Below are 23,389 nucleotides of genomic sequence, written 5' to 3'. Positions count from 1 at the left end.
AAAACTGGATCACGATTTACAACGAAGAAAGACCGCACAGCTCTCTTGGCAGAATATCGCCTAGAGACTATCGAGCACAGGCAGAAAACAACACTTTAGGAATGTCGGATTGACGGGGGATACTACATTACTACACTTGCAATAGGGTTCTTTTGCTTGAAAACCAGCTCAAGTACCCTTCCATTCGATTCTTGAGAACGAATTCGCCCTGGTAGCCACTCAAGGTCTTTTGCAAGCCAGATGTCTACCTGGCGCTTGTATGGGTCGTTTTCTCGTTGCATTAAGGCGTAATGACGATTTACAGCCTTGCCTAGGCTGGGTATATCCTCTGAAGTTACCTCACCATAGCTTTTAAAGTTCCACATCTCTAGGGTGTTGTAGTCAACCACCGGTATTTGCCGAATAGCCCCCGCTTCATCCAACTTGCTATCTCCATTCAATAATGAGGCCAGCTGGAACATTAGGCTGAAACGATCTTGGGTTCCAGGCAATATTTCAGGGGTGAACTCAGGTTTCTCGGAGAAGAACATCTGCCCTCGCCCACTTTCATTTCGATCGAAGCGTGAATAACGAGGGGTTTTTGTGCCCCGTTGTGACCAATAGAGAATTGGGGCTATTCCATAGGAATCAACCGAGCCACGAGATTCAAAAACAAATGGGCCAACAAATGCATACGGGATATTGATATAGAGGCGATAGTTATTGCCATCAACCCTCCAATCGATCTCACCGGTTTGATACTTTTGACCATCCACGTAAGAGTCGTAATAAATGATGCCTGACTCGGGTAATTTGAAAGCTACGCCCGCCTGATTGGAGTCGCCACCCTGTTGACCGGTTGCAGTTGAATTTAAGTCTTCAACCACGTTGGATGATTCAGTTTTTTTTGGAATCTTCCTGGGGGCTTTTGTAATTTGAATCTTCTTTGGGGGATCTACTTTTAGCTCGGTCCTAATAATTAAGTCATCTGCGATTGGCGCAGGTTCAGAAAAAGAGATGAAGGGGAGTCCAAAAAAAAGAATGAGATGTCCTAATACCGATAGCAGCAAAGCTGCAAAAATGATTCTGAAGGAATGTATCTTGGGAAGATGAAAAAAATTACACCACCCTATTCTCAAGCTCAGATCAGACCTTCTAGAAGGCGACTATTTTTAGGCAAATTAGCTGCGAGGAAGTCCATTTGGTCCGCCAAAATGTTGCGCCCTTTTAGAATCATGTCTTCATAGAGGCTGGGTAAATATGGCGTATACAACAGGGACATGCCGGCCTGCTCTGGAGTGCGATTGCCTTTGCGTTGATTGCAAGGCCTGCAGGAGATTACCAAGTTCATCCAACTGTATTTACCGCCGCGACTATTGGGAATGATGTGCTCGGCTTCTGCTTGGTTTTCGTATATGGGGTCACCGCAATAAGCGCATAGTCCACGATCACGCTTAAACAGTTTGTGTTTTGTAATTACGGGAACCACATCAAAGAGATTGATCTTGGCACTTCCCTTTACCGCAATGATGGAGTGCAACTCGATGATGGATTGTTTACCAGTGGATCTTGAAATGCCACCGCGCATTTGAAAAATGGGGTCACCTAAGGTCCACAAAACGCTACTATCAGCATATTGTTTGGTGGCTTCTTCTGCATTAACCCAGCCCTGGGGAATTCCACCTGCGTCTAATTTCAAGATGCTCAGCACAAACTCTCCTTTCTAGACAGCGCAAATGAGCGGCAGTCGTTTCGATCATCTTACAGAAGAAGCAGGTAGCAATCAATCCACTATCAAGAGATGAAATTCAGAACTTTGGGTAAATGAACTGGGTAATCTGAAATACCATGGTCACCCCCATCAAGCACCAGCTGCTCTGAACCCTTGTAGAAATCAACCATTTCCTGCCAGTCTAGGAGCTCGTCACCTTTTGCGGCGATTAGAAAGTAACGCGACGGGTTGCTAATAGATTCAACCTGTAGCGCCTTTAGTTCATCAATGTATTCTGGACGAAAATCGTAGGGCTCATTGGTGTCGTATGAGGTCAGAATTCCAACATGCGGCGCCAACTCTTTCGGTGCTCTAACTGCTGGGTTAAGAGCTACGGCTTTGCAGCCAAACTTTTCGGCCAAGTAGTTGGTGTAGTAGCCACCCAAAGAAGAGCCGATAACTACTAAGCGATCATGTGTTGATGCTTCAATATGCCGTATCACCATATCCATGCTGTCCTTTGGTGAAGCTAACAATTGAGGGCAATACCACCCCATTGGATTATTCGCAGTGGATAAGGCTTTTATTGCATCCCCCGTCAAGACCGCTTTACTCGATCTTGGGGAGGAGCGAAAACCATGTAAATAGACTACTAAAGTTGAAGGCATGTGGGTGCTTATGCCTTTTGCCCAATTTCAAAGTTTGCAAGCTTCTCTAGAGCGCGCACCATTGCTGAGTGATCCCAGGCTTTACCACCATGAGCTGCGCATGAATTAAATAATTCCTGTGCTGTGGCTGTATTTGGCAATGAAACACCCAAAGCTCTAGCGCTATTGAGGGCAAGGTTTAAATCTTTTTGATGTAATTCAATTCTGAAGCCGGGATCAAAAGTGCGCTTAACCATTCTTTCGCCATGCACCTCTAAGATCTTGGAGCTTGCAAAACCACCCATTAAAGCCTGACGCACCTTTGCAGGGTCTGCTCCAGCCTTAGAAGCAAACAAGAGCGCTTCTGCTACAGCCTCAATATTCAGGGCAACAATGATTTGGTTGGCCACCTTAGCAGTTTGACCATCTCCATTTCCACCCACGAGATTAATATTTTTGCCCATCAACTCAAATACGGGCTTCACTTTCTCAAAGACACCCTCATCTCCGCCAACCATGATTGAGAGGGTCGCATTTTTTGCACCGAGCTCACCGCCAGAAACTGGAGCATCTAGGTAATCGCAGCCTAATGCATTTATTTTCTTAGCAAACTCTTTGGTAGAAATTGGTGATATGGAGCTCATATCAACAACAATCTTCCCTTTGGTAAGGCCAGATGCTATTCCTTTGTCACCAAATAGCACCTTCTCAACATCAGGAGTGTCTGGGACCATAGTAAAAATAATGTCGGCTTTGCTAGCAACTTCTTGAGGTGAAGAGCATTGCACTGCAGATGAAGACGCTAGTCCTTCCGGAGCTTTGCTGCGAGTGTTGATAAACACTTCGTGCCCTGCATTGACTAAATGGCCTGCCATGGGCGCACCCATTATTCCCAAACCAACAAATCCTAGCTTTAATTGCTTACTCATAATGTCTCCGTATTGTTATTTATTTAGATTTTTAATCCAGCCTAATCCTGCTTCAGTATTGGATGCTGGTTTGTACTCGCAGCCAATCCAGCCACGATAACCAATGCTATCGATGAATTGAAATAGATGCGGGTAGTTAATTTCTCCAGTACCTGGCTCATTTCTGCCGGGGTTATCCGCCAATTGAATGTGAGCAATTTTAGAAAGATTGGTTTCTATAGTTTTGCAGAGCTCACCCTCCATGCGCTGGGCATGGTAGATGTCGTACTGAATAAATAAATTATCTGAGCCCACTTCATTCAGAATATCTAAGGCCTGCTGCGTTCTAGATAAATAAAACCCTGGAATATCGAATGTATTGATTGGTTCAATGAGAAGTTTAATATTGACTTCTTTTAAAGCATCGGCTGCATAACGTAAGTTTGAAATAAATGTTTTATGCAATAACTCTTTATCAGCACCGGGAGGAATTTTTCCAGCTAGACAATTTAACTGTTTAACATCAAGCGCTTTTGCATACTTAATAGCTATAGCAACGCACTCCTGAAATTCTGCAATACGATCTGGCAAACAGGCAATACCGCGTTCGCCCCTATCCCAATCACCAGCAGGTAAATTATGAAGAACCAATTTAAGTTTATTTTGCTCCAGCTTTTGCTTGATATCTTCTGCAGAAAAAGCATAAGGAAAAAGAAATTCCACAGCCTGAAATCCAGACTTCGCTGCTTTTTCAAAACGCTCCATAAATGGCACTTCATTAAAAAGCATGGTGAGATTAGCGGCGAATTGGGGCATTTAAATTCCTTGTAGACAAAATAAAGCAAAACAATGTGATGTGAGATATTAACAAAAGATAACTATTTAAGCCTCGTCAACAAATATCTGACCTTATGGGCCAATTTAGCTCTAAAAATAGGCTAAGATTGAATTTAGTACCTTTTACATACAAGGAAAATAATGAATACCAAATATGCTCAGATTGCCTTACTGATTGCGACACTTTTTGCTGGATCTGCTGCGGCCCTTGCCCAATCTATGCCAGCATCAAGTTCGGCCAAGCCAACAGTGATCGATGCCGCCGTAACAGATAACCGCTATCAGCTATATGAAGGTGAAGTAGTCAAGATTGACAAGAAGACTCGCACTATCACCTTTAAAAACAAAGAAGGTGAATCTAAATTTGTTGCCGGTCCAGATATCACCAACTTTGCGCAGATCAAAAAAGGTGATCGAGTGAGTGTAAATTACGAACTCGCTGTGGCTATTGAACTGATTAAGACTAAAAGTGATGGCGTGCGCTCAAAAGTTGAGACCAACACGGTAACCAAATCTAAAGCTGACGAAAAGCCATCTCAGACGATTACCAATAAAACAACCATCATCGCTGATATTGTGGAAGTAAATCGCGAGAAAAAACTGGTTTCCGTTAAAGGGCCTAGTGGGAAGATCACTACTGTAACCGTTAAGAATCCTGCTCTTATGGCAGACATCAATGTAGGCGAGCAAGTTAAAGTAATTTACTTTGACGCTATGGCCGCATCAATTACTACACCGACTAAGAAATAGTTTAATTTCTTGCTAGCTTGTATTTCATATCATGCAAAGATGATGGAAATACAAGCTTATTTTTTTGATTGTTTCTCGGGTTTTGCAGAGGGGGTCAAAACAGGCGCAGGCGGCTTGCTAGGCTGCACATTTGGTGCTGGAGCAGGCACAGGGGGCGGCTTCTGGTTTGTGCCGCCAGGAGACGTTGGAGATAATGACTTTTGAAAAGGATTAAAGCCTAACCCTGCACTTGATGCAGTGAAAGATAAACAAAGGCCAAAAAGAGAGATTAATAATCTGATGTACATTAACTCGCGATTGTGGCACAAATACCCGTTTTTTGATACCAGAGGCGCATGCACCCCTCTATTTAGAGCTAAATAGAGGGTTTTTGATTAGAAGCCCACTCTTTCTTGAGGTGGGAGCTAGCCTGACTGAGCATTTGAAAATTACTATTACTTACCCTGTAGATAAGGGTGGCTTTATAGCGCTCTCTTTGCAGCCACTCCACAACCCCCACCGCAATAAAAGCAATTAGGATGTAGGAGGCAAATACAAATGAATCCTGGGAAGTTGGCATTTCAAAAGAATCAAATGGCGGAACAAAGAAAAAGAACGCCAGGGGAATAGAGAGGATGATTGTGAAAATGCTGGGTAAGTAGCCATAAAACAACGAAATAATAATAGTGTTTAGTATGAAAACTGTCATAGGCAAATTACTTTGCAAAAATGGATGCAGGGTATACCTAATTGCGAAAGCAATACAAACCCCGCAAATGGCTGCAAAATAACCTTCGAAACCCGGCTTTGCCCAGCGCTTAGCGTTATTAATTTTCATGGTTAATAATATAACAACAAACTATTAAACAATAATGCCGAATGACTGATCCAATGCTAAATACGGACCGCTGCCTTCTGTTTCAACAGGGAAACAATGGTCATGCCGTTGTTCTGCTGCCTGGCTTATGTGGATCTGAGCTAGAAATGGGCGTCATTCCCAGATTGCTTAAGGCGGCTGGCTACACCTACGCAATTCCTAGCGTAAAGGGTTACTCTGCACACACCGGCATCACATCATACAAAAACTGGATTGATGAAGTGGAACAGTTTGTTACTGATTTAATGGCAACTCATTCATCGGTATCGCTTGTAGGGCTTAGTATGGGTGCGACCCTATCCCTGGCTGTTGCAGCACGCAACCCAATGATTCAAAGCTTGAGCATTCTTTCGCCAGTATTGATTTTTGATGGGTGGTCCGTTCCTTGGTACTACCCACTTCTTAAGGCTATATATCTACTTGGATTTCGTAATTGGCACTACAAAGAAACAGCCCCTTTTGGAGTTAAAAACCTAGAGATGCGAAAACGCATAAAAAAGGCTGTAGAAGGTAACAATATCAGCGAGCTTGGAGCGGCTCATTTGCCTGCAAGACACTTGATTGAGTCCCTAAAATTAATTAAAGAAACCAAAAAAGAGTTGCCATCCGTTACTGTAGATATCTTGATTATTCATGCAATTGATGATGAAACAGCCTCCCCCAAAAATCCAGATTTGATTCTGGAATCTATTTCATCCGAGACCAGACGTACGATTTGGCTAGGAAACTCGTACCACATAATTACTGTCGATAATGAGCGCGAGATTGTTGCTAACGAAACCATTAACTTCATAGCGCAATCTATCAAAAAACGAGAAATCTCAAGAGAGATAAATCTCAATACGTCTAGCTTAATCATTAAAAACCGCAATGAGACTTAAGCAATGCAATTATCCGCAAAATTATTTACACCGATCCTATTAGCATTACTCTATAGCTCTTTATGTGGAGCGCAAACACTCCCCCCCTTCCATTCTGGCAATACCCAATTCAGACCAATAGCGCTACCTGCCTACATTGGGGAAGTAAATCTAGATAATCCAACCATTAAGATAAAAAAGCTTAGCTCCGATTCTGCTACCTCTGTTGCAAAGCAAGCTGGCCGACCCAATACAAGCCCAATTTTGACGTATGTACGAGGAAGTATGTATACCCAAACGCCATATGTTGGGTATACCAATCCATCATCAAATACTTATGGCGCATCTATTACGGTTGAAGGTTGGGGTAAGCGCTCTGCAAGGCAAGCCCAGGCGGAAGCTGATTTAAACCGACAAATAGCTGAAGCGTTAACCGAGAGTAAGTCCGTTGAAACTCAGGCTATTTTTGCTTACATAGATGCCTTACGCGCTAAATTACTATGGCAGTCTTATCAAGCTGCAATCGACCGTCTCAAAGCATTTTCATCCGATGAGGCTATCAGAAATAAAGCGGAGTTTATTGCTGCTCAGGGCGTTCTTGGTAATGACCTCAAATATTATTCATACACATTAGTTAGCTTTGTCGGCAACACCGATAAAGAGTTGCCATTGCCAGTAGGCACACTTAATATGCCGCCGGAGAATTTTAATGTGAAATCACTGGTTTCTGAGGGGTTGGAAAAAAGGGCTGATATACATCAAGGAAAGGCATCGATTGATTCCGCCAACGCAAATTTAGAGGCTATTAGGGCAAGCAAAGGAATGGATTTCTTGCCTGGCATTTACTATACCGAAACGCCCTCTTACTCAACAGGCGGGCTTGATTATGGCGCACAAAAATCGTTTAGTTTTTTATTGTCCATACCTATAGGCAACGGATTCATGATCGACTCCGATGTTATCTCTGGGTCCAATTCGATTGCAGAACAAGAGCTTAACTTAGTGGCCACCAAAACTAAAGTCATAACTGAGATAAATCAAACTTACTTGCAATACGAAGCGGCTAAAGAACGCCTTGAAAAGGCTAATGCTGCCTATAATTTGGCTAAAGCCCCCAAGAAAGCCGGGATTCAGTCAGTTTTACAGCTGCGGGAGGCCGAATATGAGCTTTTTGATGCTCGTACAGTACATACTAAAACACTCATACTGTTAAAGCGTCTTAGCGGTCATTTTGATATACCTAATTTAAATTAAGGTTAGCCTATGAAATTTTACAAACTATTTTTATATGTAACCGCTGGCTACCTAAGCATGCTGCCCCCATTGCTTGCTACGGCAGCAACAACTCCCGCCACTGTTGATGTTGCCGCTGCCCAAAAAGCCGCAGCTGCTGTAGCTGCACAGAGGGCTGCTGCTGCCGCTGCAGCTGCACAGAAGGCTGCTGCCGCTGCACAAAAAGCTGCCACTCAAAAGGCTATTGCCGTTGAGACAACTGCTGCACAGAAATCTGTAGCAACTAGCGCGATGAGTACTACAGGCTCCACTATTAAGCCGGCTACTAGTAGTGCAACAAGCGCAAAGACCTCTGCACAACCAAGCACCACCAATAACTCCAGCAGCGCTAATAACGCTACTAACGGCGCTACAAATCTGACATCAAAAGCAATGCAATTTAACCCCACCTATCCATCAAGCAACATCAATAGCTCTGTGGGAGCAGGAGTTAACTTTGGTGGGCCTACTGATTTAAATTCAAACTACATTGCACCCGCCCCCACCGCGTCTAAGTAATTAATTGCTTTGTGGGTAAAAATCCAATAAAAATAATATTAAAAATAGAAAAAGCCCCCGATTAAGGGGGCTTTTAATTGTCTTGGCGGAACGGACGGGACTCGAACCCGCGACCCTCGGCGTGACAGGCCGATATTCTAACCAACTGAACTACCGCTCCAAATACATCGCGTAACACAACATCATACAACTTTACTTCTACCAGAAGAATCTGGCGTCCCCAGGGGGATTCGAACCCCCGTACTCACCGTGAAAGGGTGATGTCCTAGGCCTCTAGACGATGGGGACCTGGACTACTACATAAAACTATTTTAAATGCTTGGTGGAGATAAGCGGGATCGAACCGCTGACCTCTTGCATGCCATGCAAGCGCTCTCCCAGCTGAGCTATACCCCCGAAATCCCGCGATAAAACTACAAGACACTCAAAACAATCCAAGATTTTATCCTATTTTTGTGCAGGTGCGCAAATTCTCTATTGGACCACCTTAGAAAGCCTTTTGACAGCCTCATCCTTGCCCAACACAACCAGTACAGAATCAATCGCTGGGGTCTGTGTGGTGGCAAATAATGCGTATCTAACGGGCATTGCTAGTGCCGGCATTTTGATTTGGTACTTTGCCAATATTTGCTTAAAAACAGCTGCATAAGCTTCTTTAGTCGGTTCAGCGGTTGAAATAGCTTCAACCAAATCTTTTAAGGCAGGCATAACGGCTTCGGCAATATTTTCCTTAATTTGATCAGCAGTTAAATTGGGTGCCGGCAAATAAAAAAGCTTTGCACCTTCGGCAATCTCAATCAGGGTATTGGCTCGATCTTTTAATAGGCTAACCACCTGAACAAAGTCTGGGCCAGCTTCGGTATCCATACCCATCTCATGTGCAAATGGCTTAGTAGCAGCTGCTAGTTTTACTGGATCGGAATTCTGAATATATTGATGATTTAGCCAAAGTAATTTTTCTGGATTATGTTGCGCTGGTGAGCGCCCTAAACTTTCTAAATCAAACCAATTTACAAACTGTTCCTTTGTAAATACCTCGGCATCCCCATGAGACCAGCCAAGTCTTGCAAGGTAATTCAGGATTGCATCAGGAAGGTAACCTGCTCTTTGATAATCTCTCACACTCATTGCGCCATTACGCTTACTCATTTTTTCACCGGCGTCATTAAGCACGGTTGGCAGATGGGCATAAACAGGCGGGGATCCGCCAAGGGCCCTCATGATGTTAATTTGTCTTGGGGTGTTATTGACGTGGTCATCACCTCTAATGACGTGGGTGATGTTCATATCCATGTCATCAATCACCACGCAAAAGTTGTAGGTAGGTGTTCCGTCTGGCCTAGCAATAACCAAATCATCCAACTCATCATTGCTAATTTCTATTTGACCTTTGACAGCGTCATTCCAAATGACTGACCCGCCAATTGGATTCTTAAAGCGGATTACTGGGCTTACACCTTCGGGAACGGGCGGCAATGTTTTGCCAGGCTCAGGTCTCCAAAGTCCGTTATAGCGAGGCTTTTCTTTACTTGCCATTTGCTGATCACGGAGTTTATTGAGCTCTTCTTCGCTCATGTAGCAGGGATAGGCCAATCCAGAATCCAACATTTGTTTTACTACTTCACGGTATCGATCAATACGCTGCATCTGATAGATTGGACCTTCATCCAAATCGAGGCCAAGCCACGCCATTCCTTCGATAATGACGTCAACTGCTTCCTGTGATGAGCGCTCAAGGTCAGTATCTTCAATACGAAGAATGAAGTCACCCTTATTGTGGCGCGCAAAAGCCCACGGATAAAGAGCGCTGCGAAGATTTCCCAGATGAATAAAGCCCGTGGGACTTGGGGCGAAACGTGTACGAATATGCATAAATCGTATTATCTCAGGTCGGGCTTACTGAGACTAAAACCGAAAAAAAGTGGATACTTTGCCCTATGAATGAATTACTAGTCTTTATGTGCGATGGCGCCCCAGTTCGCGGGGAAATTGTGTCAATTGGAAGTGCCTGGCAGGCTGTTCTAGAGCGTCGTAATGACCCCCCTGCCGTCCGTCGGATACTGGGCGACTTCGTTGGTGCAGCCACCCTTCTAAGTGCCAGCCTTAAATTTGATGGAACCCTCATTATTCAAGCGCAAAGCAAGGGTCCTATTCAGCTGCTGGTTGTGGAATGTAAGTCTGATTTGTCCATGAGGGCTACAGTCAAGCTTTCAGTAGACCCCTCTGAAATAATGCCCAACGCAACCTTGGCCGATCTACTGGATGTGAGTGGCAGCGGAAGATTGGTGATCACCTTAGATCCGGCTGACCGTGAACCGGGACAAGCCCCCTACCAAGGTATCGTAGCGCTACAAGATCATCAAGGAGCAGTCATTAAGCCGGTCACCAGCGCTGCAGAGGCTATAGCCCTGTATATGCAAAACTCCGAACAATTGGATACGCGCATTTGGCTTGCTTCCAGCGATACCCATGTTGGCGGCTTATTGCTACAGCGCTTACCAAATTCTGGGGGTCATGCACATCTAGATCCGCAGGTTGCCTCTGAAGGCTGGTCACGTATCCAAACGCTTGGTGAAACAATTACTGATGAAGAGCTGTTAACGCTTGCACCAGAGACTATTTTGAGGCGTTTATTTTTAGAAGAGTCCGCCGAAAACGGTGTACGCAGCTTCCCTGCTCGCCCCATTCGTTTTGCTTGCAGATGTTCTCGAACTAAGGTTGCGGATATCTTGCGAATGCTTGGTGAAGAAGAGGTTCAAAGCATTCTTGCGGAGCAAGGAGCCGTGGAAACCGTCTGTGATTTCTGTGCAAAACCATACCGCTTTGATGCGGTTGATTGCCTGCAGGTATTTAAAACTGATTTACTGAGTGATGCCACAAGACCCCCATCCAGCGGGCATTAAAATATTACTGTTTGGTAGCTTGGGTGTTTGATATTTTATCTGTCGGCAAGATTTGCACGAAAAACTCACCTTCCTTAATTAAGCCATGCTCAACACGAGCACGCTCTTCAATAGCTCGAGTGCCATCCTTCAGATCTTTAACATCGCCAGATAACTTAACATTACGAAGAGCCAAGAGACTATTTTTAGCCTCTTGAAGCTCTACTTGTCGCTCCATTTCGTAAACCTTTAACCATCCACCCTTACCCAGCCAAAGTGGGTACTGGATTGCAATGAGCAATACCAGCATAGAGTAGATGACAATCCGCATAAGCTATTAAGAACTCTGAGTTAGCGTTTGAGGTTATAGAAAACAGATTTACCTGGATAAGTTGCCACATCACCCAGATCTTCCTCTATACGCAACAGCTGGTTATATTTAGCAATGCGATCGGAGCGAGATAAAGAACCGGTTTTAATTTGACCTGCGTTAGTGCCAACAGCAATATCTGCAATGGTGCTGTCTTCGGTCTCGCCAGAGCGATGGGAAATCACAGCAGTGTAGTTTGCGCGCTTAGCCATCTCAATAGCAGCAAACGTTTCTGTCAAAGTACCAATCTGATTAATCTTAATCAGAATAGAGTTGGCAATGCCTTTGTCTATTCCCTCTTGGAGGATACGGGTGTTTGTAACAAACAAATCATCACCAACCAATTGAATTTTCTTGCCAAGCTTTTTGGTAATGTCAGCCCAACCATCCCAATCACCTTCATGCATACCATCCTCAATCGAAACAATTGGGAATTGGTCTGTCAAGTTACCAAGGTAGTCAGAGAACTCGCTTGAGCTTAATTGGAGACCTTCGCCTGACAAGTGATATTTGCCATCTTTGTAGAACTCACTAGCAGCGCAATCTAGGGCCAACAGAACATCTTCGCCTGCCGTATAGCCGGCTCCTTCAATTGCTTTCATGATGGTCTGCAAGCATTCGTGATTACTCTTGAAGTTTGGTGCAAAACCACCCTCATCACCAACGGTAGTTGGCATACCTTGAGCACCTAAGATCTTTTTGAGCTCATGGAAAATCTCTGCACCACAACGGAGTGCGTCACGGAAGTTTTCGGCGCCAACTGGCATCACCATGAATTCTTGAATGTCCAAACTGTTATTGGCATGAGCACCGCCATTCACGATATTCATCATAGGTACTGGCAACTGCATACCGCCAGATCCGCCAAAATAACGATATAAAGGCAGGCCCGCTTCTTCAGCTGCAGCTCTAGCAACAGCCATAGAAACCGCAAGCGTTGCATTAGCACCTAAGCGTGCTTTGTTATGAGTGCCATCTAATTCAATCAGAGTGCGATCAAGAAAAGCTTGTTCACTAGCATCAAGTCCAAGAATGGATTCTGCAATCTCAATATTGATGTTTTGAACAGCCTTGAGGACGCCTTTACCCAGGTAACGTGACTTATCCCCATCGCGCAACTCAATTGCCTCACGAGATCCTGTGGAAGCTCCAGAAGGCACAGCCGCACGACCCATAACGCCTGACTCAAGCAAAACATCGCACTCAACCGTTGGGTTACCACGTGAATCCAGAACTTCTCTACCGATGATGTCAACAATGGCGCTCATGCACCTTCTCCTTAAAACAATATGAAATGGGTTGTAATAATTTACTTAAAGCTGTCTTCTAAAAAACTTCCGGACGATTTAACGGCCCCGTCGATAGCTACTAGTGATTCAAGTAGATCTTTCATGCGATCCAAAGGAACAGCATTCGGTCCATCGGATAGCGCTTTTGCTGGATCAGGATGGGTTTCCATAAATAGGCCGCTAATGCCCACTGCTACAGCAGCACGCGCCAAAACGGGTACGAATTCACGTTGACCGCCGCTAGAGGTGCCTTGACCCCCAGGCAATTGAACTGAATGAGTAGCATCAAATACTACTGGCGCATTAGATTCCCGCAGAATTGCCAAGCTACGCATATCTGAAACCAGGTTGTTGTAGCCAAAGGAGGCGCCACGTTCGCAAACCATAAATTGATCTGGAAGATTTTTTTCTGCAGCAGCTACTCGAGCCTTCTCAATAACATTCAACATCTCATGCGGCGAAAGAAACTGGCCCTTTTTAAAATTCACCGGCTTGCCACTTTGAGCGCAGGCGCGAATGAAGTCGGTTTGTCTGCATAAAAAAGCTGGGGTCTGCAATACATCTACAACGCTAGCTACGGCAGTAATTTCGCTGATGTCATGAACATCCGTAAGCACCGGAACATTAACTTGCTTTTTAACCTTAGCCAAAATCTCCAAGCCCTTATCCATACCTAAACCACGGAAAGACGTTCCTGATGAACGATTGGCTTTATCAAAGGATGACTTGTAGATAAATGGAATCTTTAGAGCAGAAGTAATTTCTTTTAATTGACCCGCAATATCAATAGCAGATTGCTCTGACTCAATGACACAAGGACCAGCAATTAAAAAGAAACGTTGATTTAGACCAACGTCAAAGCCACACAACTTAAATGCGCTCATATTCTTCCTTTATGCAGCCTGCTTTTCAGCGGCTTTTTGGTGCTCAAGTGCAGCGCCAATAAAGGCTGAGAACAAAGGGTGCCCATCCCGTGGTGTTGAAGTAAATTCAGGGTGAAACTGCACACCGAAGAACCAAGGATGCATAGAGGTTGGTAATTCCATCATCTCCGGCAACTCTTCATTAGGGGTTCTAGCTGAAATAATCAAACCAGATTTCTCCAGCTGAGGTACGTAGGTATTGTTTACTTCATAACGATGACGATGACGCTCATTTACCTCAGGACCGTAAATGCGATAGGCTAAGGTTCCAGCTTTAACTGGACAGCGTTGCGACCCAAGACGCATAGTGCCTCCCAAATCAGAGTCGTTAGTGCGCTTCTCTACTCGCCCTTCTCTGTCCAACCATTCGGTTATCAGGGCAACAACAGGCTGTTCAGACTGAGGATCAAATTCGGTGCTATTTGCTTTAGTGAGGTTCGCTACATGGCGTGCAAATTCAATCACAGCCAATTGCATACCCAAACAAATTCCCAAGTAAGGAACATTGTTTTCACGCGCATAACGAATGGCTGCAATTTTGCCTTCAGTGCCACGTTTACCAAAGCCACCGGGAACCAGGATAGCGTCGAGATTTTGTAGGCATCCGATACCATCTTTTTCAATGACTTCGGAATCAATGTAATTAATATTGACGCGAGTATGCGTATGAATGCCGGCGTGACGCAAAGCCTCAATCAGTGATTTGTATGACTCCGTTAGCTCCACATACTTGCCAACCATGCCAATGGTCACTTCATGTTGTGGGTTTGCCATTTCATAAACAAGATTAGCCCAAACAGAAAGATCTGCTGGCTTGGCTTTGAGATCTAGTTGACGGCAAATTAAATCATCCATACCTTGGGCTTGGAGCATTTCAGGAATCTTGTAAATCGTATCTACATCCCAAACTGAGATTACCGCTTCTTCACGAACATTTGAGAATAAAGAAATCTTTGCACGCTCATCTTCAGGAATTGGTCGGTCAGCACGGCAGAGCAATACTGTCGGCATGATGCCAATTTCACGAAGCTTCTGAACAGAGTGTTGCGTTGGTTTAGTTTTTAACTCGCCGGCGCTATGGATATAAGGGACGAGAGTCAAATGAACAAAAGCGCAATCATGCAAAGGTAGTCGCAAGCTCATCTGTCTTGCGGCCTCTAGGAACGGAAGTGATTCGATATCACCAACGGTGCCGCCGATTTCGCAAATAGCAACATCTGCTTTGCCATCATGACTGGCTTTAGCGCCACGCTCTACAAAAGCTTGGATTTCATTTGTAATGTGCGGAATAACTTGGACTGTTTTTCCAAGATATTCACCGCGACGCTCTTTGCTGATAACTGACTCATAAATCTGACCAGTGGTGAAATTATTACTTTTGCGCATCTTTGCAGAAACAAAGCGCTCATAGTGACCCAAGTCCAAGTCTGTCTCTGCACCATCTTCAGTTACAAAAACCTCTCCGTGCTGGAGTGGGCTCATAGTGCCCGGGTCAACGTTGATATAAGGGTCTAATTTTAGGAGGGTGACTTTCAGACCGCGGGATTCAAGAATCGCGGCAAGCGAGGCAGCTGCGATTCCTTTCCCTAAAGAAGAAACCACACCACCAGTGACAAAAACGTATTTGGTCATCGCTTAAGCTCTGTTGGAAAAAGTAATTATAACGATAGCCATCAGGGGCGGGGGAATTTCAAAATCGTTAATATAGGATCTTATCTACCCAAATCTAATAATTTATTACCTATGCGCCTTTTATTTGCGATATTAATCACTATTCTCTCCCTCTTTTATTTCCTCCCTTTTGCCATTGCATTTCACAAAAAAAGGGCAAATACAGGGGCTATTTTTGCCTTAAACCTGTTTTTAGGATGGTCCCTGATTGGCTGGGTAATTGCACTGGTTTGGGCCCTCAAAGAAGAGCGAGTTGTGTAATTGCCCTTTTTTAGGTCATAGACCCAAATAAGGTCCTGATTTTGGCAATATTGCCTCCTTTTTAGGGTTTAAACTCTTATATAAGACTTAATTTAGCAACTATAATTTGGCAAAACGGGAGAGAATTCCCATTTGGTCTTTCTATTGATCACCTTTACCTCATAGGAAACATAATGTTAGAAGCCTATAACGCCCTCGCCGCTGAACGCGCAGCCCTCGGTATTCCGGCCCTGCCCTTAACCAAGGATCAAACATCTGAACTGGTGAAGTTGTTGAAGAACCCACCTGCCGGTAAGGAAGCTGAGTTACTTGAATTAATCACCAACCGCGTTCCTGCTGGTGTTGACGATGCAGCTAAAGTTAAAGCTGAGTTCTTAGATGCTGTTGCCAAAGGTACAGAAAAATCCCCATTAATTTCCCGCGTACGTGCTACTGAACTTTTGGGCACGATGCTAGGTGGTTACAACATCAAACCTTTAGTAGAGCTTTTATCTGACTCTGAGTGTGGTGTTGCTGCTGCCGAAGCGCTCAAGAAAACACTCTTGATGTTTGATTATTTCAATGACGTCCAAGAGCTTGCTGAAAAAGGCAATGCAAATGCTAAAGCAGTGATGCAAAGCTGGGCCAATGCGGACTGGTTTACTAGCCGCCCTGCAGTTCCAGAAAGCATGAAGTTAACTGTTTTCAAGGTAACGGGTGAAACTAATACCGATGACCTTTCTCCTGCGCCTGACGCATGGAGCCGCCCTGATATTCCGCTGCATGCAACCATCATGCTCAAGAACCCCCGTCCTGGCATTGAGCCAGATGAGAGTGGTGTTCGTGGTCCGATGAAGCAAATCGCTGCTCTCCAGAAAAAAGGCAATCAAATTGCCTACGTTGGAGACGTAGTTGGTACAGGCTCATCACGTAAATCTGCAACAAACTCTGTTCTCTGGTGGACAGGTCAAGATATTCCATTCGTACCCAACAAGCGTTTTGGTGGTGTGTGCTTAGGTACCAATATTGCCCCAATCTTCTTCAATACAATGGAAGATTCTGGAGCATTGCCAATCGAATTAGATGTTTCTCAAATGAATATGGGTGATGAGATTGAACTTCGGCCGTACGAAGGAAAAGTATTTAAAAACGGTCAGGAAATCACCACTTTTACATTGAAGTCGCCGGTCATTCTGGATGAAGTACGCGCTGGCGGACGTATCCCTTTAATCGTTGGTCGTGGCTTAACCGCTAAAGCACGTGCTGCCTTGGGCTTGCCTGCTTCTACTGAATTCCGCTTGCCGGTCAATCCAGTCGACAACAAGAAGGGCTTTAGCTTGGCTCAGAAGATGGTTGGCCGAGCATGTGGCTTACCAGAAGGACAAGGCGTACGTCCTGGTACTTATTGCGAGCCGCATATGACTACCGTTGGCTCACAAGACACAACAGGCCCAATGACGCGCGATGAATTGAAGGACTTGGCTTGCCTTGGTTTCTCTTCTGATCTAGTAATGCAGTCGTTCTGTCATACCTCAGCTTATCCAAAGCCTGTAGATATTCGCACTCAACATGAATTGCCACCATTCATGACCAATCGCGGCGGTGTTGCCTTGCGCCCAGGTGATGGCGTGATCCACAGCTGGCTGAATCGCTTACTCCTGCCAGATACCTGCGGAACTGGTGGCGATAGCCATACTCGCTTCCCAATCGGCATTTCTTTCCCGGCTGGTTCAGGTTTAGTTGCCTTTGCCGCAGCTACAGGTGTGATGCCATTGGATATGCCTGAGTCTGTATTGGTCCGCTTTAAAGGCAAGATGCAACCTGGCATCACCTTACGTGACCTAGTAAATGCGATTCCTTTGTATGCAATCAAAAAGGGATTGTTGACTGTTGAGAAACAAGGCAAGAAGAATATTTTCTCTGGCCGTATTCTTGAAATTGAAGGCCTACCTGACCTAAAAGTTGAGCAAGCCTTTGAATTGTCTGATGCTTCTGCTGAACGTTCTGCTGGTGGTTGTACAGTTCACTTGAACAAAGAGCCAATCATCGAATACATGACATCAAATATCACCTTGATGAAGTGGATGATTGCTAATGGTTATGAAGATAAACGTACTCTTGGTCGCCGTATCAAAGCCATGGAAGCTTGGATTGCTAATCCACAACTCCTCAAAGCTGATGCGGATGCGGACTATGCAGAGATCATCGAAATCAATATCGATGAAATCAAAGAACCTATCCTTGCATGCCCTAACGATCCGGATGATGTGAAAGTATTGTCTGAAGTAGCAGGCGACAAGATTGATGAAGTGTTTATTGGCTCATGCATGACCAATATTGGTCACTTCCGCGCAGCTGGTCAGGTGCTACAAGGCAAGAAAGATATGCCAACCCGTTTATGGGTAGCGCCGCCAACCAAGATGGATGCCATGGTCTTGATGGAAGAAGGCTACTACGGCATGTTAGGCGCAGCTGGTGCCCGTATGGAAAGCCCAGGCTGCTCACTTTGCATGGGTAATCAAGCACAGATCCGCAAGGGCTCAACAGCTGTATCGACTTCTACTCGTAACTTCCCTAACCGCCTGGGTATCGACACTCGCGTGTATTTGGCTTCTGCTGAATTGGCTTCTGTTGCCGCCCTCTTGGGTCGCCTACCTACACCTGCTGAGTATTTAGAGCAAGTGAAGGCACTCGATGCTAAAGCTGGTGATGTCTATAAATACATGAGTTTTGATAAGCTCAAGTCATTTAGCGATATTGCAGATACTGTGACTGTGTAATGCGCAATACCCTCAACCTAGCAATAGGTTGAGCAGCAAAAAAGGCGATCAAACGATCGCCTTTTTCTTTTGCTTCGAAGTATTAGATCGAGAGCTTATTTTCTTGTCGGGCATTCTCCCGACTAATGCCTGAGACCCATTTATTAGTAGGAAGCCCGGTTTTTTCAAGGATCAGTTTTGCTCGTTTTGAGACATCCTTCCATTCCGCCTCGAGCTTAGGTCCTTTGAATCCAATCGCCACGACGTTGCAATCATGGGACTCTGGAAATAAGAGCACTCTATTATTAAAGGCTTCGCAAATATTCTTAAGGTTTATATCAAAGCTTTTGTGTCGCGAGAATAAATTCACCGTCATCACACCGGGCCCTTTGAGAATATCGTAGCAACCTTTATAGAAATCCAATGAACTTGCCGCAGGGCCATCGCAGATTGCATCATACAAATCAACCTGTACAGCATCAAAGTAGTCTTGATACTTTTTATTCTTGACGAATAGTTTTGCATCAGCTTGTAGAGTTTCTAAGCGGCGATCATCGTCAGGTGTAAAAAACATAGATCTTGCAGAAACGATTACAGCAGGATTGAACTCTACTACGGTAGTTTTCACAGCCGGGCAATATCGATGTTGAAATTTAGTTAATGCGCCCGTGCCTAAACCTAACTGGGCTATCCGCATGCCGGGCTTAGTCTCTAAAAACAAAAGCCAGGCCATCATCTGCTGGTTGTACTCTAAATAAATCTCACCTGGATCACGAATACGCATCGCACCCTGAATAGAGTCAGTGCCAAAGTGGAGATAGCGAACGCCGCCACTTTCAGAAAAAGTGACCGGCTCCATTAATCCGTCAGTAGACAACTTAATTCGCCCAACGACGGGCATTGCGGAATAAGCGTAGCCAAGGGCTAGCACCATCAGGGGTATCCAACCAACCAGGTGGACACCAGCTCATCTGTACAGCTCTAAATACACGCTCGGGATGAGGCATCATGACCATAAAACGACCATCGGGTGTCGTGACCCCAGTTAAACCATTGGGAGATCCGTTTGGATTCATTGGATAAGTTTCTGTTGGGTTGCCTTGATGATCCACAAAGCGGAATGAGGCCAAGCCTTGCTTTTGAATCTGCTCTAAGCTGCCCTGTTGGCTGAAGTTGGCAAACCCTTCACCGTGAGCAATCGCAATGGGTATCTGACTCCCTTCCATATCTTGGGTGAATATGGAAGGCGAAGCCATTACTTCAGCCATCACTAAGCGCGCTTCATATTGCTCTGATTGATTGCGTGTAAATTTAGGCCAAGCTTCTGCACCCGGAATAATTCCTGAGAGGTTACTCATCATTTGACAGCCATTACAAACGCCTAACGCAAAGCTGTCTTGACGCTCAAAGAACCTAGAAAACTGATCGCGAAGCTGTTGGTTGAACAGAATTGTTTTTGCCCAGCCCTCTCCAGCTCCCAATACATCTCCGTAACTAAAGCCACCACAAGCAATAAGCCCTCTAAAGTCTTCTAATTTAGCCTTGCCACTGAGCAAATCTGACATATGGACGTCATAGCTCTCAAATCCAGCCCAATTAACGGAATAAGCCATTTCAACATGTGAATTAACGCCCTGCTCTCGCAAAATGGCCACTTTAGGGCGTGAGTTCTTGGCGATAAACGGCGCTGCAATATCTTCAGAAGGATTGAATGTGAGTTTAGGATTCATGCCTGCATCGGCAACATTGTCCAAGAGCGAGAATTCACTATCAGCACAGACAGGATTGTCACGTAAACGCGCTATTTGATAGCTAGTGTTAGTCCAGATCTTTTGCAGCACCTCACGCGGCTCAGCAAAAATATTTTTAGCATCACGCCAAATTTCAATACGGCCGTTGGTATTGGGTTTGCCGATCACATGGCTATGAGCACTTAAACCTAACCTTCTCAATACAGCAAATACCGCATCACGATCTTCTTTGCGAACCTGAATTACTGCGCCTAACTCTTCATTAAATAACGCACGCATGGTTTGTTCATGGCGAAGACCAGATACCTGTTGCGCCCAATTCTTGGCGTCACCATAATCAGGCTCTTGCCCAGCATCCCTAGCGATCATATCTACGTTAAGCGAGATGCCGCAGTGGGAAGCAAAAGCCATTTCAGCAACAGAGGCAAATAATCCACCATCAGAACGGTCGTGATAAGCCAAAAGCTTATTCTCTTTACGCAATTCAATAATGGCGGCAGCCAAAGACTTCAAATCTTCTGGGTGATCAATATCAGGCGCTGATTTTCCGGACTGATCAAGCACTTGAGCCAAGATACTTCCCGCCATGCGATTCTTGCCACGCCCTAAATCGATCAAGATCAGCTCAGTCTCTTGTGGAGATCCGTCTTTACCCTTCAACTGCAGCAGGGGAGTCAATGTTTTACGGGCATCCAGCACAGATGCAAAAGCAGAGATGATTAAAGATACGGGTGCGACTACTTTCTTGGCTTCATCACCATCTTGCCATGCGGTAGACATAGATAAAGAATCCTTGCCAACTGGAATCGATATTCCAAGCGCAGGACACAGTTCCATGCCAATCGCTTTAACGGAGTCATAGAGCTTGGCATCCTCACCAGGAGAACCGCATGCCGCCATCCAGTTTGCAGAAAGTTTTACGCTTTCGAGGCTGGCAATATCTGCAGCCAAGAGGTTGGTAATCGCCTCACCCACTGCCATACGCGCAGCCGCTGCTGCGTCTATAACCGCTAATGGGGTTCTTTCACCCATCGACATTGCTTCACCACAATAACCCTTGTAATCCATCAGAGTAACGGCGCAATCAGCTACAGGAATTTGCCATGGCCCAACAAACTGGTCTCTAGCATTTAGACCGCCAACAGTTCTGTCGCCAATCGTAATTAAGAATGATTTGCTTGCTACGGTGGGTTGTTGCAAGACCCAGGCTATTGATTGTGCAAGATCGGCATCAGTTACATCTAATTCTTTGAACTCCTGGGCAACTCTTGTAACGTTGCGATGCATCTTTGGAGGCTTACCAAGCAAAACTTCCATTGGCATATCAATTGGCAGCGCAGCATCATCAGATGAGGACTGCTTTGAGTCGCTTAATTTCAACTGACGTTCTGCGGTTGCTTCGCCAACTACCGCAAAAGGACAACGCTCACGTTCGCAAAATGATTTAAACAGGTCCAAATCTTTTGCATCAATAGCCAAAACATAACGTTCCTGAGATTCATTGCACCAAATCTCTGCAGGACTCATGCCACTTTCTTCGAGTGGAACGCTCCGAAGTTTAAATGAAGCCCCCAAACCAGCTCCATCTGCAAGCTCCGGGAATGCATTGGATATACCGCCCGCACCCACATCATGTATTGACACGATTGGATTGTGATCACCAAGAGCGCGGCAGGCATTAATCACCTCTTGTGCTCGACGCTCCATTTCTGGATTGCCTCGCTGCACAGAATCAAAATCAAGATCGGCAGTATTTGTCCCTGTTGCAACGGAACTACCAGTAGCACCACCCATACCGATTCGCATACCCGGACCACCTAATTGAATCAATAAGTGCCCTGCTTGAATTGCTTTTTTTGCAGTGTGGATTGAATCAATACTTCCAATACCGCCGGCAATCATGATGGGCTTGTGATAACCACGACGTGTGCCATCCAATGTTTGCTCAAAGACTCTAAAGTAACCACCCAAAATTGGGCGGCCAAATTCATTATTGAATGCAGCGCCGCCTAGTGGGCCTTCAATCATGATTTGTAAAGGTGTAGCGATGCGCTCAGGCTTGCCGTATTTCAGATTCTCCCAAGGAAGATCTGTGCCAGGAATATTTAAATTAGATACTGAGAAACCGGTAAGGCCAGCTTTAGGACGTCCGCCTATACCAGTGGCACCCTCATCACGAATTTCACCGCCCGCACCTGTAGATGCGCCAGGAAAAGGAGCGATCGCAGTCGGGTGATTATGAGTCTCCACCTTCATAAGGGTATGGACCATGCGCGTATCCTTTTCATAGCGTTGATCATCACCTTGAGGAACCCAGGTTTCCGCTTCGCAGCCAACCATGACTGCAGAGTTATCGGAATACGCAACAATCGTTCCCTCTGGATGCAATTGGTGAGTATTGCGGATCATGGCAAATAAAGATCGCTCTTGATCATCCCCATCAATTGTCCAGCTGGAATTAAAAATCTTATGCCGACAGTGCTCACTGTTCGCTTGAGCGAACATTATCAGCTCAACGTCTGATGGGTTGCGCTTGAGTCTAGTAAAGTTTTCAACAAGATATGTCACCTCATCATCCGACAAGGCAAGGCCCAATTCTTGATTTGCTTTATCGAGAGCAGACCTACCTTCAGTCATTACCGGTATACGTGTTAACGGCTTGTCTTCTAGTGATTGGTATAAAGCAATAGCAGCTTCAGTTGAATCAATCACAGCTTCAGTCATTCTGTCGTGAACCGCAGTCAGCACTAATTGTTTTTGCTCTGGTGTCAGCGCTTTTTTGCTCTTCCATGAAAATTGAGCGCCACGCTCAATACGCAATACATCCAATCCACATTGACGAGCGATATCTGTAGCCTTACTGGCCCATGGAGAAAGTGTTCCAAATCTTGGGATAACAATGACATCTTGATTCTCGGTCTTACCACTTCCAAACCAAGATTTTCCTGGATGTATTTTGGAATGAAATGGCTCGCCATAGGTCAACAAACTAGCCATGACTTCTTGATCTTTGGCGTTTAGCTCAGCCTCTGACCATATGAAATGAAGGTATTGAGCTTCAATGGACTCAAGATCAACCCCTTGCGCGGCCAAAGCTGCCAAAAGTCGCTGCTGGCGGAAGGGGGAAAGCGCATCAGCGCCAGGCAAAAAGTGGAAAAAAGACAT

Annotated in this window: 22 protein-coding genes and 3 tRNA genes; 9 read left to right on the top strand and 16 right to left on the bottom strand. The window is 45.1% G+C overall.

Annotation, left to right across the window (positions count from 1 at the left end; translation table 11 throughout):
* A partial coding sequence (locus tag ICN44_RS06580; protein WP_216262962.1) for an integrase core domain-containing protein occupies nt 1-113 on the top strand: 113 nt, incomplete at its 5' end.
* A gap of 9 nt (nt 114-122) precedes the next feature.
* Here the strand turns inward: ICN44_RS06580 and ICN44_RS06575 are convergent.
* The 5 genes from ICN44_RS06575 to hyi all read right to left on the bottom strand — a co-directional run bounded on the left by ICN44_RS06575 (nt 123) and on the right by hyi (nt 4,061).
* Nucleotides 123-866 carry a DUF3108 domain-containing protein gene (locus tag ICN44_RS06575; RefSeq protein ID WP_370624876.1) on the bottom strand — a complete coding sequence of 248 codons (744 nt, stop codon included), beginning with the start codon at nt 864-866 and terminating at the stop codon, nt 123-125.
* A gap of 254 nt (nt 867-1,120) precedes the next feature.
* A complete protein-coding gene (locus tag ICN44_RS06570; RefSeq protein WP_370624875.1) occupies nt 1,121-1,690 on the bottom strand; it encodes an HNH endonuclease in 570 nt (189 codons plus the stop codon).
* 83 nt (nt 1,691-1,773) lie between these two features.
* Nucleotides 1,774-2,358 carry a YqiA/YcfP family alpha/beta fold hydrolase gene (locus ICN44_RS06565; protein WP_216263215.1) on the bottom strand — a complete coding sequence of 195 codons (585 nt, stop codon included), beginning with the start codon at nt 2,356-2,358 and terminating at the stop codon, nt 1,774-1,776.
* An 8-nt stretch (nt 2,359-2,366) separates the two neighbouring features.
* Nucleotides 2,367-3,266, bottom strand: a complete 900-nt coding sequence (gene glxR, locus ICN44_RS06560) for a 2-hydroxy-3-oxopropionate reductase (RefSeq protein ID WP_216860470.1) — start codon at nt 3,264-3,266, stop codon at nt 2,367-2,369.
* Between the two features lie 15 nt (nt 3,267-3,281).
* A complete protein-coding gene (hyi, locus tag ICN44_RS06555) occupies nt 3,282-4,061 on the bottom strand; it encodes a hydroxypyruvate isomerase (protein WP_216263214.1) in 780 nt (259 codons plus the stop codon).
* 162 nt (nt 4,062-4,223) lie between these two features.
* Here hyi and ICN44_RS06550 point away from each other — a divergent pair, with 162 nt between their 5' ends.
* Both ICN44_RS06550 and ICN44_RS06545 read left to right on the top strand, forming a co-directional pair.
* Nucleotides 4,224-4,832: a hypothetical protein gene (locus tag ICN44_RS06550; protein ID WP_216263213.1), complete on the top strand. Its 609-nt coding sequence runs from the start codon at nt 4,224-4,226 to the stop codon at nt 4,830-4,832.
* A gap of 39 nt (nt 4,833-4,871) precedes the next feature.
* Nucleotides 4,872-5,036, top strand: a complete 165-nt coding sequence (locus tag ICN44_RS06545; protein WP_216263212.1) for a hypothetical protein — start codon at nt 4,872-4,874, stop codon at nt 5,034-5,036.
* Between the two features lie 151 nt (nt 5,037-5,187).
* On the opposite strand, the gene ICN44_RS06540 is transcribed toward ICN44_RS06545, so the two are convergent.
* Nucleotides 5,188-5,649 carry a DUF4118 domain-containing protein gene (locus tag ICN44_RS06540; protein ID WP_216263211.1) on the bottom strand — a complete coding sequence of 154 codons (462 nt, stop codon included), beginning with the start codon at nt 5,647-5,649 and terminating at the stop codon, nt 5,188-5,190.
* Nucleotides 5,650-5,690: 41 nt separating this feature from the next.
* Between ICN44_RS06540 and ICN44_RS06535 the strand changes: the two genes are divergently transcribed.
* Genes ICN44_RS06535 through ICN44_RS06525 form a run of 3 tightly spaced genes read left to right on the top strand, consistent with a single transcriptional unit; the run spans nt 5,691 to nt 8,339 of the window.
* Nucleotides 5,691-6,569, top strand: a complete 879-nt coding sequence (locus tag ICN44_RS06535) for a carboxylesterase (RefSeq protein WP_216263210.1) — start codon at nt 5,691-5,693, stop codon at nt 6,567-6,569.
* Between the two features lie 3 nt (nt 6,570-6,572).
* A complete protein-coding gene (locus ICN44_RS06530; RefSeq protein ID WP_216263209.1) occupies nt 6,573-7,802 on the top strand; it encodes a TolC family protein in 1,230 nt (409 codons plus the stop codon).
* Between the two features lie 9 nt (nt 7,803-7,811).
* Complete coding sequence (locus tag ICN44_RS06525; protein WP_216263208.1) at nt 7,812-8,339, top strand: hypothetical protein; 528 nt, start codon at nt 7,812-7,814, stop codon at nt 8,337-8,339.
* 83 nt (nt 8,340-8,422) lie between these two features.
* On the opposite strand, the gene ICN44_RS06520 is transcribed toward ICN44_RS06525, so the two are convergent.
* From ICN44_RS06520 to gltX, 4 genes are all read right to left on the bottom strand, one after another.
* Nucleotides 8,423-8,499 (bottom strand) — tRNA-Asp (locus tag ICN44_RS06520).
* Nucleotides 8,500-8,551: 52 nt separating this feature from the next.
* Nucleotides 8,552-8,627: transfer RNA gene (locus ICN44_RS06515), tRNA-Glu, on the bottom strand.
* Nucleotides 8,628-8,659: 32 nt separating this feature from the next.
* Nucleotides 8,660-8,735 (bottom strand) — tRNA-Ala (locus ICN44_RS06510).
* Nucleotides 8,736-8,813: 78 nt separating this feature from the next.
* Nucleotides 8,814-10,211, bottom strand: coding sequence for a glutamate--tRNA ligase (gene gltX / locus ICN44_RS06505; protein WP_216263207.1), 1,398 nt, complete (start codon nt 10,209-10,211; stop codon nt 8,814-8,816).
* Between the two features lie 65 nt (nt 10,212-10,276).
* On the opposite strand from gltX, the gene ICN44_RS06500 reads away from it, so the two are divergent.
* The gene (locus ICN44_RS06500; protein WP_216263206.1) at nt 10,277-11,242 is read left to right on the top strand and encodes an Hsp33 family molecular chaperone HslO; all 966 of its coding nucleotides are present in this window, start codon (nt 10,277-10,279) and stop codon (nt 11,240-11,242) included.
* Between the two features lie 4 nt (nt 11,243-11,246).
* Here the strand turns inward: ICN44_RS06500 and ftsB are convergent, their stop codons facing one another.
* The 4 genes from ftsB to ICN44_RS06480 are packed head-to-tail and all read right to left on the bottom strand — an operon-like array spanning nt 11,247 to nt 15,435.
* Complete coding sequence (gene ftsB, locus ICN44_RS06495) at nt 11,247-11,552, bottom strand: cell division protein FtsB (RefSeq protein ID WP_216263205.1); 306 nt, start codon at nt 11,550-11,552, stop codon at nt 11,247-11,249.
* A gap of 20 nt (nt 11,553-11,572) precedes the next feature.
* Nucleotides 11,573-12,859, bottom strand: coding sequence for a phosphopyruvate hydratase (gene eno, locus ICN44_RS06490; RefSeq protein ID WP_072582415.1), 1,287 nt, complete (start codon nt 12,857-12,859; stop codon nt 11,573-11,575).
* Between the two features lie 41 nt (nt 12,860-12,900).
* On the bottom strand, nt 12,901-13,764 hold the full coding sequence (gene kdsA, locus ICN44_RS06485; RefSeq protein ID WP_216263204.1) for a 3-deoxy-8-phosphooctulonate synthase: 864 nt from the start codon (nt 13,762-13,764) through the stop codon (nt 12,901-12,903).
* Nucleotides 13,765-13,773: 9 nt separating this feature from the next.
* Nucleotides 13,774-15,435: a CTP synthase gene (locus ICN44_RS06480; protein WP_216263203.1), complete on the bottom strand. Its 1,662-nt coding sequence runs from the start codon at nt 15,433-15,435 to the stop codon at nt 13,774-13,776.
* Between the two features lie 111 nt (nt 15,436-15,546).
* On the opposite strand from ICN44_RS06480, the gene ICN44_RS06475 reads away from it, so the two are divergent.
* Together ICN44_RS06475 and ICN44_RS06470 are read left to right on the top strand one after the other, a co-directional pair.
* On the top strand, nt 15,547-15,735 hold the full coding sequence (locus ICN44_RS06475; RefSeq protein ID WP_216263202.1) for a superinfection immunity protein: 189 nt from the start codon (nt 15,547-15,549) through the stop codon (nt 15,733-15,735).
* 173 nt (nt 15,736-15,908) lie between these two features.
* Nucleotides 15,909-18,494, top strand: a complete 2,586-nt coding sequence (locus ICN44_RS06470) for a bifunctional aconitate hydratase 2/2-methylisocitrate dehydratase (RefSeq protein ID WP_216263201.1) — start codon at nt 15,909-15,911, stop codon at nt 18,492-18,494.
* 82 nt (nt 18,495-18,576) lie between these two features.
* Here ICN44_RS06470 and ICN44_RS06465 read toward each other — a convergent pair whose 3' ends face one another.
* Nucleotides 18,577-19,407 carry a spermidine synthase gene (locus ICN44_RS06465; protein WP_255537451.1) on the bottom strand — a complete coding sequence of 277 codons (831 nt, stop codon included), beginning with the start codon at nt 19,405-19,407 and terminating at the stop codon, nt 18,577-18,579.
* Nucleotides 19,352-23,389 carry a phosphoribosylformylglycinamidine synthase gene (gene purL / locus ICN44_RS06460; protein ID WP_216263200.1) on the bottom strand — a complete coding sequence of 1,346 codons (4,038 nt, stop codon included), beginning with the start codon at nt 23,387-23,389 and terminating at the stop codon, nt 19,352-19,354. The genes ICN44_RS06465 and purL overlap by 56 nt, the downstream gene beginning before the upstream one ends.

This window comes from Polynucleobacter sp. JS-Fieb-80-E5, from assembly GCF_018882015.1.
Lineage (GTDB): Bacteria > Pseudomonadota > Gammaproteobacteria > Burkholderiales > Burkholderiaceae > Polynucleobacter.
Note: the sequence above shows the minus strand (reverse complement) of the source record. Positions and strands in the feature narration are given on the sequence as shown.